General features: G+C 69.8%; 2 protein-coding genes and 2 pseudogenes. 3 read left to right on the top strand and 1 reads right to left on the bottom strand.

Going from position 1 to position 6,136, the window contains the following annotated elements:
• Positions 1-117: 117 nt before the first annotated feature.
• Positions 118-1,370 (bottom strand): annotated as a pseudogene (locus ACWCXX_RS40305) (IS256 family transposase).
• 359 nt (positions 1,371-1,729) lie between these two features.
• On the opposite strand from ACWCXX_RS40305, the gene ACWCXX_RS40300 reads away from it, so the two are divergent.
• From ACWCXX_RS40300 to ACWCXX_RS40290, 3 genes and pseudogenes are all read left to right on the top strand, one after another.
• Complete coding sequence (locus ACWCXX_RS40300) at positions 1,730-2,521, top strand: tyrosine-type recombinase/integrase (RefSeq protein ID WP_451136169.1); 792 nt, start codon at positions 1,730-1,732, stop codon at positions 2,519-2,521.
• 87 nt (positions 2,522-2,608) lie between these two features.
• Positions 2,609-2,960: pseudogene (locus tag ACWCXX_RS40295) on the top strand (Tn3 family transposase).
• 219 nt (positions 2,961-3,179) lie between these two features.
• Positions 3,180-5,630: an Hsp70 family protein gene (locus ACWCXX_RS40290; RefSeq protein WP_451136167.1), complete on the top strand. Its 2,451-nt coding sequence runs from the start codon at positions 3,180-3,182 to the stop codon at positions 5,628-5,630.
• The last annotated feature ends 506 nt before the right edge of the window (positions 5,631-6,136 follow it).

Below are 6,136 nucleotides of genomic sequence, written 5' to 3'. Positions count from 1 at the left end.
GTCAGCCCGCCCCCTTGTGGATACCGCATGCTCCGGTGATACCGCACGGACGACCAGCCGTCAGCCCCTACGACTCCACGAGTTCAACCTCAGTAGCCAGAACAGTGAGGGCTCCGGTTATGCCGCCACCGCCTCGGGGCGCTCTATGAGCTGGCCGCGTTCGAAGCGGGCCCGGCGCGGACGAGCGGGACGAGGTGGGATCCGTTGACGGCCCGCCAGCGCGCCTGGGCGGACTCGACGAGCTTGAACACCATCGCCAGGCCAGCGGCGCGGGAGCCAGCGCCCTTGGTTACTTTGGTGCGGAGCCGGACGGTGGCGAAGGTCGACTCGATGGGGTTGGTGGTCCGCAGGTGGATCCAGTGCTCGGCCGGGTAGTCGAAGAACTCCAGCAAGACGTCCTGATCGTCGGTGATCTTCTTGACGGCCTTGGGAAACTTCGCGCCGTAGAGCTTGGCGAAGGTCTGAATGGCCCGCTCGGCATGCTCGCGGTCCTCGGCGTTGCAGATGTCCTGGATCGCCTTCTTCGCCGCGGGCTGGGCCGACTTCGGCATGGCGTCCAGGACGTTGGCCGTTTTGTGAACCCAGCACCTTTGTTCGCGGGCGGCGGGGAAGACCTCACGCAGGGCCTTCCAGAACCCGAGTGCGCCATCGCCGACCGCGAGGACCGGGGCGCGCATGCCCCGTCTCGCGCAGTCCCGCAGCAGCCCAGCCCACGACTCGGACGATTCCCGGTAGCCGTCGGCCATGGCTACCAGTTCTTTGGTGCCGTCCGCACGCACGCCAATGACGACCAGGACGGCAGCCTTGGCTTCCTCCAGACGTATGCGCAGGTGGATGCCATCGACCCAGACGTAGACGTAGTCGGTGCTGGACAGGTCGCGCTCCTGGAAGGCGGCGTGGTCGGCCTGCCACTGGGTGGTCAGGCGGGTGAAGGTGGCCGACGAGAGCCCGGCGGAGGAGCCGAAAAACTGCTCCAGCGCGGGCACGAAGTCCCCGGAGGACAGGCCGTGCAGGTAGAGCAGCGGCAGCACCTCGGCGACCTTCGGGGACTTGCGGCACCAGGGGGGCAGGATCGCCGAGGAGAACCGCTTACGTTCGCCGGTGGTCTCGTCGACACGCTTGTCGTTCACCCGCGGAGCCTTCACCTCGATCGCGCCGGCGGCGGTGGTGACCTTCCTGGGCTGGTGGTAGCCATTGCGGACCACCAGACGCCGCCCCACCTCGTCCTGCTCGTGGGCCAACTCGGCGATATAGGTGTTGACTTCTGCTTCCAGAGCGGCGGCCAGCATCCGCCTTGCTCCCTCCCGGACGATCTCGTCCAGCAGGGAGCCTTCTCGCGCAGTGCCGTCATCGTTGACTACGGTGAGCACAGGGCGGGCCTTCTCGACCGACGCTGCAATGTCGGCCTTGCTCAGTGACCTATCGATCAATCACCCGGGAAGGTACGCCCTCCCGACCCGATCCACAGGATCTGAGCATTCCTCCTTCCCGACCAACACCTACGGACTGTGCTACCCGATCGAACTCATCCGGGCCGTCACCCTGACCTGGCTGTTCGGCGGCCTGCGCAGCGGCGAGACATCCCGCCTCCGCACGGGCTGCATCCGCTGGCAGCACGACGGTTTCCCCATTCCCGGCGACTCCGACGAGGTGCTGGCGCGCGACGCCGTCTGCCTGCTGGACGTCCCCACCCACAAGACCTCACCTCCTTCACCAAGCCCATCGATCCCTGCTGGGCAAGGCGATCGAGGCATGGCAGGATGCACGGCCGCACCAGCCGAAGATACTGGACCGCAAGACGGGTGAGCAGGGGGACTTCCTGTTCGCGCACCGGGCCAAATGCCTCGCGAACACCTACATCAACATCGCGGTCATCCCGTCGTTCTGCCGCAAGGCCGGTGTCCCGACCGCCGACGTCCGGGGCAACATCACCAGTCACCGGGCCCGGTCAACGATCGCCAGCCAGCTCTACAACGCCAAGGAGCCGATGACGCTCTTCGAGCTGCAAGCCTGGCTCGGCCACCGGAGCCCGGAGGCTACTCAGCATTACGCCAAGATCACCCCGAACTCGCTGGCCAGGGCCTACAACGATGCCGGGTACTTCGAGCGCAACGTCCGGACAATCGAGGTCCTGGTCGACCGGGACGCGGTTACCTCCGGAGCGGCCGCGTCGGGTGAGCCGGGGCAGTACTACGACCTCGGTCACGGGTTCTGCACCTACACGTTCTTCGAGCAGTGCCCGCACCGGACGGCCTGTGCTCGCTGCGACTTCTACACACCGAAGGGCTCCAGCAAGGGCCAGCTTCTGGAGGCCAAGGACAACCTCCAGCGCATGCTGGCGAGCGTCCCGCTCAGCGACGCGGAACGCGCCGCCGTCGATGACGGTCAGGCCGCGCTCGACCAGCTGCTGAAACGGCTGGCCGACGTTCCCGCACCAGCTGGGGTGACACCCCGCGAGATCGGCGTTCCAGCGACGGCCACGCTCCTGCCGATCGTTGCCGTCAACCAGGGCAAAGACTGAACTACTTGACAAATCAGATTCCACAGAACCTGCGACTACCTGGCCAGCCCCGACCTGCGCCGCGAGATCCACAGCGGCCTCCAGGTCGTGGAGAACTGGAACAGCGCGAACACCGTGCTCCACTACGGCAAGGACGGCGCTGACCGGTCCGGACAAGGAGCACGCCGAGACCTCGATGCTGGCGCTGCACCTCCTTCAGTCCGCGCTTGTGCACGTCAACACGCTGCTGCTCCAGCAGGTCCTGGCCGAGCCGAGGTGGGCCAAGAAGCTCACCGTCGAGGACCGGCGCGGCCTGACCGCGCTGTTCTGGTCGAACATCAACCCCTATGGCACGTTCCGCCTGGACATGGACTCCCGCCTTGAGCTGTCCCTGTCGGCGATGCTGCCCGGCCCGCGCCGGGCGGCTGGGGACGCCGTGCTGCCAGCGGGTGCGTCGTGAGGAGCCGGGCCGGGCAGGGTCTGGCCGAGAACGCTGCGCCTGGCAGCAGCTGCCGTCCGCACCTTCGGCAAGTACGGCCAGGCACATCCGGATGCGGGGCCCGCACGGTGAACTCGGCCCTCTGGCTGGCCACGGCCGGAGCCGGGGGAACGTAACCTGCGTGGGGGTGCCGGACGTCGGCGCCGGGCCGTGGGTGCTGGGTGAGGAAGGGGGGCCGGGGTGGAGCCGCTGAGGGCCGGGGACCCGGAGAGGGTGGGTGGGTTCGGGCTGCGGGGCCGGCTGGGTGCCGGCGGGATGGGCGAGGTGTTCCTGGGCCGGTCGCCGGGTGGGCGGGCGGCGGCGGTGAAGGTGGTGCATCCGCATCTGGCACGGCAAGAGGAGTTCCGACGGCGGTTCGCGCGGGAGGTTGCGGCGGCGCGGGCAGTGGGCGGGGCGTTCACGGCTCCGGTGATGGCCGCCGGGCCGGAGGACGACCGGCCGTGGATCGCAACCGTCTACATTCCGGGGCCCGATCTGGCGAAAGCGGTCGGCTTGACGGGGCCGTTGCCCGAAGGGGCGGTGTGGCGGCTGGCGGCGGGGCTGGTGGAGGCGTTGCAGGCCATTCACGCGGTGGGGGTGCTGCACCGGGACCTGAAGCCGTCGAACGTCCTGGTGGCCGCCGACGGGCCACGGGTGATCGATTTCGGGATTGCGCGGACGCTGGAGGACACCGCACTGACGACGACCGGCTTGGTGGTGGGGACGGCTGGTTTCATGGCGCCCGAGCAGGCCGAGGGCAGCGAAGTCGGCTCGGCCGGCGATGTGTTCGCGCTGGGGGCGGTGATCGCCTTCGCCGCCACGGGTACCGGGCCCTTCGGGGAGGGCCCGCCGCTGGCGGTGCTCCACCGGGTGGTCAACGGGCGGCCCCGGCTGGACGGACTCACGGGACCGCTGCGCGAACTGGTCGGCGCGTGCCTGACGAAGGATCCCCGCAAACGGCCCACGCTCACAGCGCTGCTGGAGTGGATCGGCGCGCGCTGGGAGCCGACGGACGACTTCCCCGGTGTCTCCCCGTGGCCGGATGCCGTCACCACCCTCGTCCAGCGGTACGCCACACCCCCGACCGCCCCTTACACCGAAGCCGCCGAGGCCACGGCTCCGCCGGACGGCGGACCGGACGCGGCACGTCCGGCCACCGTCGGCATCGACTTCGGCACGACGAACTCGGCCGTCGCCGTCATGGAAGGCGGCGAGGTCTCGCTGATCCCCAACGCCCAGGGCGCGCATACCACTCCCAGCCTGGTGGCCCTCACCGTCGAGGGGGACGCCCTCATCGGCACGGCCGTCGAGCGGCAGGCCCTCACCAACCCCGGCTCCACCGCGCGCGCCGCGAAGCTGAAGCTGGGCACCGGCTGGCGTGTCGCGCGGGGCGATGTCCGGCTGACCGCCGAGGACGTCGCCGGGCTGATCCTCGCCCGCCTGCGCCAGGACGCCGAGGCCCACCTCGGCTGCCCGGTCACCGACGCGGTGCTGGCGGTGCCCGCCGGCTTTGGTCACGACCAGCGGGCCGCGCTGGTCCGGGCCGGTAAACAGGCCGGGCTCAACGTCCTGCGGCTGATCAACGAGCCCTCGGCCGTGGCGATGGCCTACGGCCTGCACCGGGAGGACTGCACCGTCCTGATCTTCGATCTCGGCGGGGGGACCCTCGACGTCTCCCTCATCGAACTCGACGACGGCGTCGTGGAGGTTCACGCCACCGCGGGCGACAGCCGACTCGGCGGCAACGACTGGGACCAGCGGATCGTCGAGCACCTGACCGACCGCGTACGACTGCGGCACGGCGTGGATCTCACCGGCGACGTCGCCGCGACCCAGCGGCTGCACGAGGCGGTCGAGACGGCGAAGATCGAACTGTCGGCGGCGCGCACCACGACCCTCCGGCTGCCCTACCTCGCCACCGGACCGGACGGCCCCGTCCACCTCGAAGAGGAACTGACCCGCGAGGAGTTCGAGACGCTCACCCGGGACCTGCTGGAACGCTGCCGAACCCCCGTCGAACGCGTCCTCGCCGACGCCGAGCACACGCTCGCCGACATCGACCAGGTCGTCCTGACGGGCGGCGCCGCCCGGATGCCCGCGGTGGGCGACCTGATCCGCCGGCTCACGGGCAGCCATGGGCCCTACCAGGGCCTGAGCCCGGAAGCCGTCGCCCATGGCGCGGTGCTCCAGGCGGGCGTCCTGACCGGGGTGGTGAAGGACGTGCTGCTCCTCGACGTCGCCCCCCACTCGATCGGCATCGAAACGCACGACGGGACCACGACGAAGCTGCTCCCGCGGAACGAGACCATCCCCACGAAGCGCTCCGAGATCTTCACCACGCACACGGACCACCAGCCCACAGTGGTGCTCCACGTCGTGGAGGGCGAGCGAGAGGACGCGGCACGCAACCGGACTCTCGCGGTCCTCGAAATTGCCCTGCCCCCCGTACCCCGCGGCGTGCCGCAGATCGAGGTGACGGCCGACTACGACGCCGCCGGCGTTCTCCACATCACGGCCAAGGACCTGGGCGCGGGCAACGAGACGGCCGCCACCGTCGACCAGGCAACCATGGAACGGGCAGCCGCGCTCCTCCGCTCCTCCCACTGGGCCGGCCTGCGCGGTCTCGCCCCTGTGACTCACCCGGCCTCCTAAAGGCTCCTGTTCCCATGTCGCACTCCACCTCGACGTCGACGCGATCGACGGAACCGAGGGCAGCTTCGGCCCGGCCCGGGTTCCCGACGGCCTCACCGGCGCCGAAGTCAACCGGATCGCCCAGGACATCCGGCGCGCCACTGACGTCGTCGCCGTGGCCGTCGCCGAGTTCATCCCCCGCGACGTCCTCCACCTCCCAGCTGAGCACCGCGACCGGGGCCACCGGGCGACCCATGCCGCTCCAGCGGCGCCTCGGTCGCCCAGGGCGCGCCGGCCCGGCAGGCCGGATGTTTCGTAGGTGGTCACTCATGGAACACCGGACGGCCTGGTGGCTCACCTGCGGCGATCATGTTTCATGAGTCGTTGCACACGACTGGACTCCTGTAACACCCTCATGAAACAGCCAGCGGTCGTGAGTGACGACTTCAAGCGCGTGGAATCGCACGGCTGCCCGATGTCCACCTGCGCCGCCCCCGCCGGTTCCCCGTGTCGGACCGGCAAGGGGA

The organism is Streptomyces sp. NPDC001732 (genome assembly GCF_053596315.1).
Note: the sequence above shows the minus strand (reverse complement) of the source record. Positions and strands in the feature narration are given on the sequence as shown.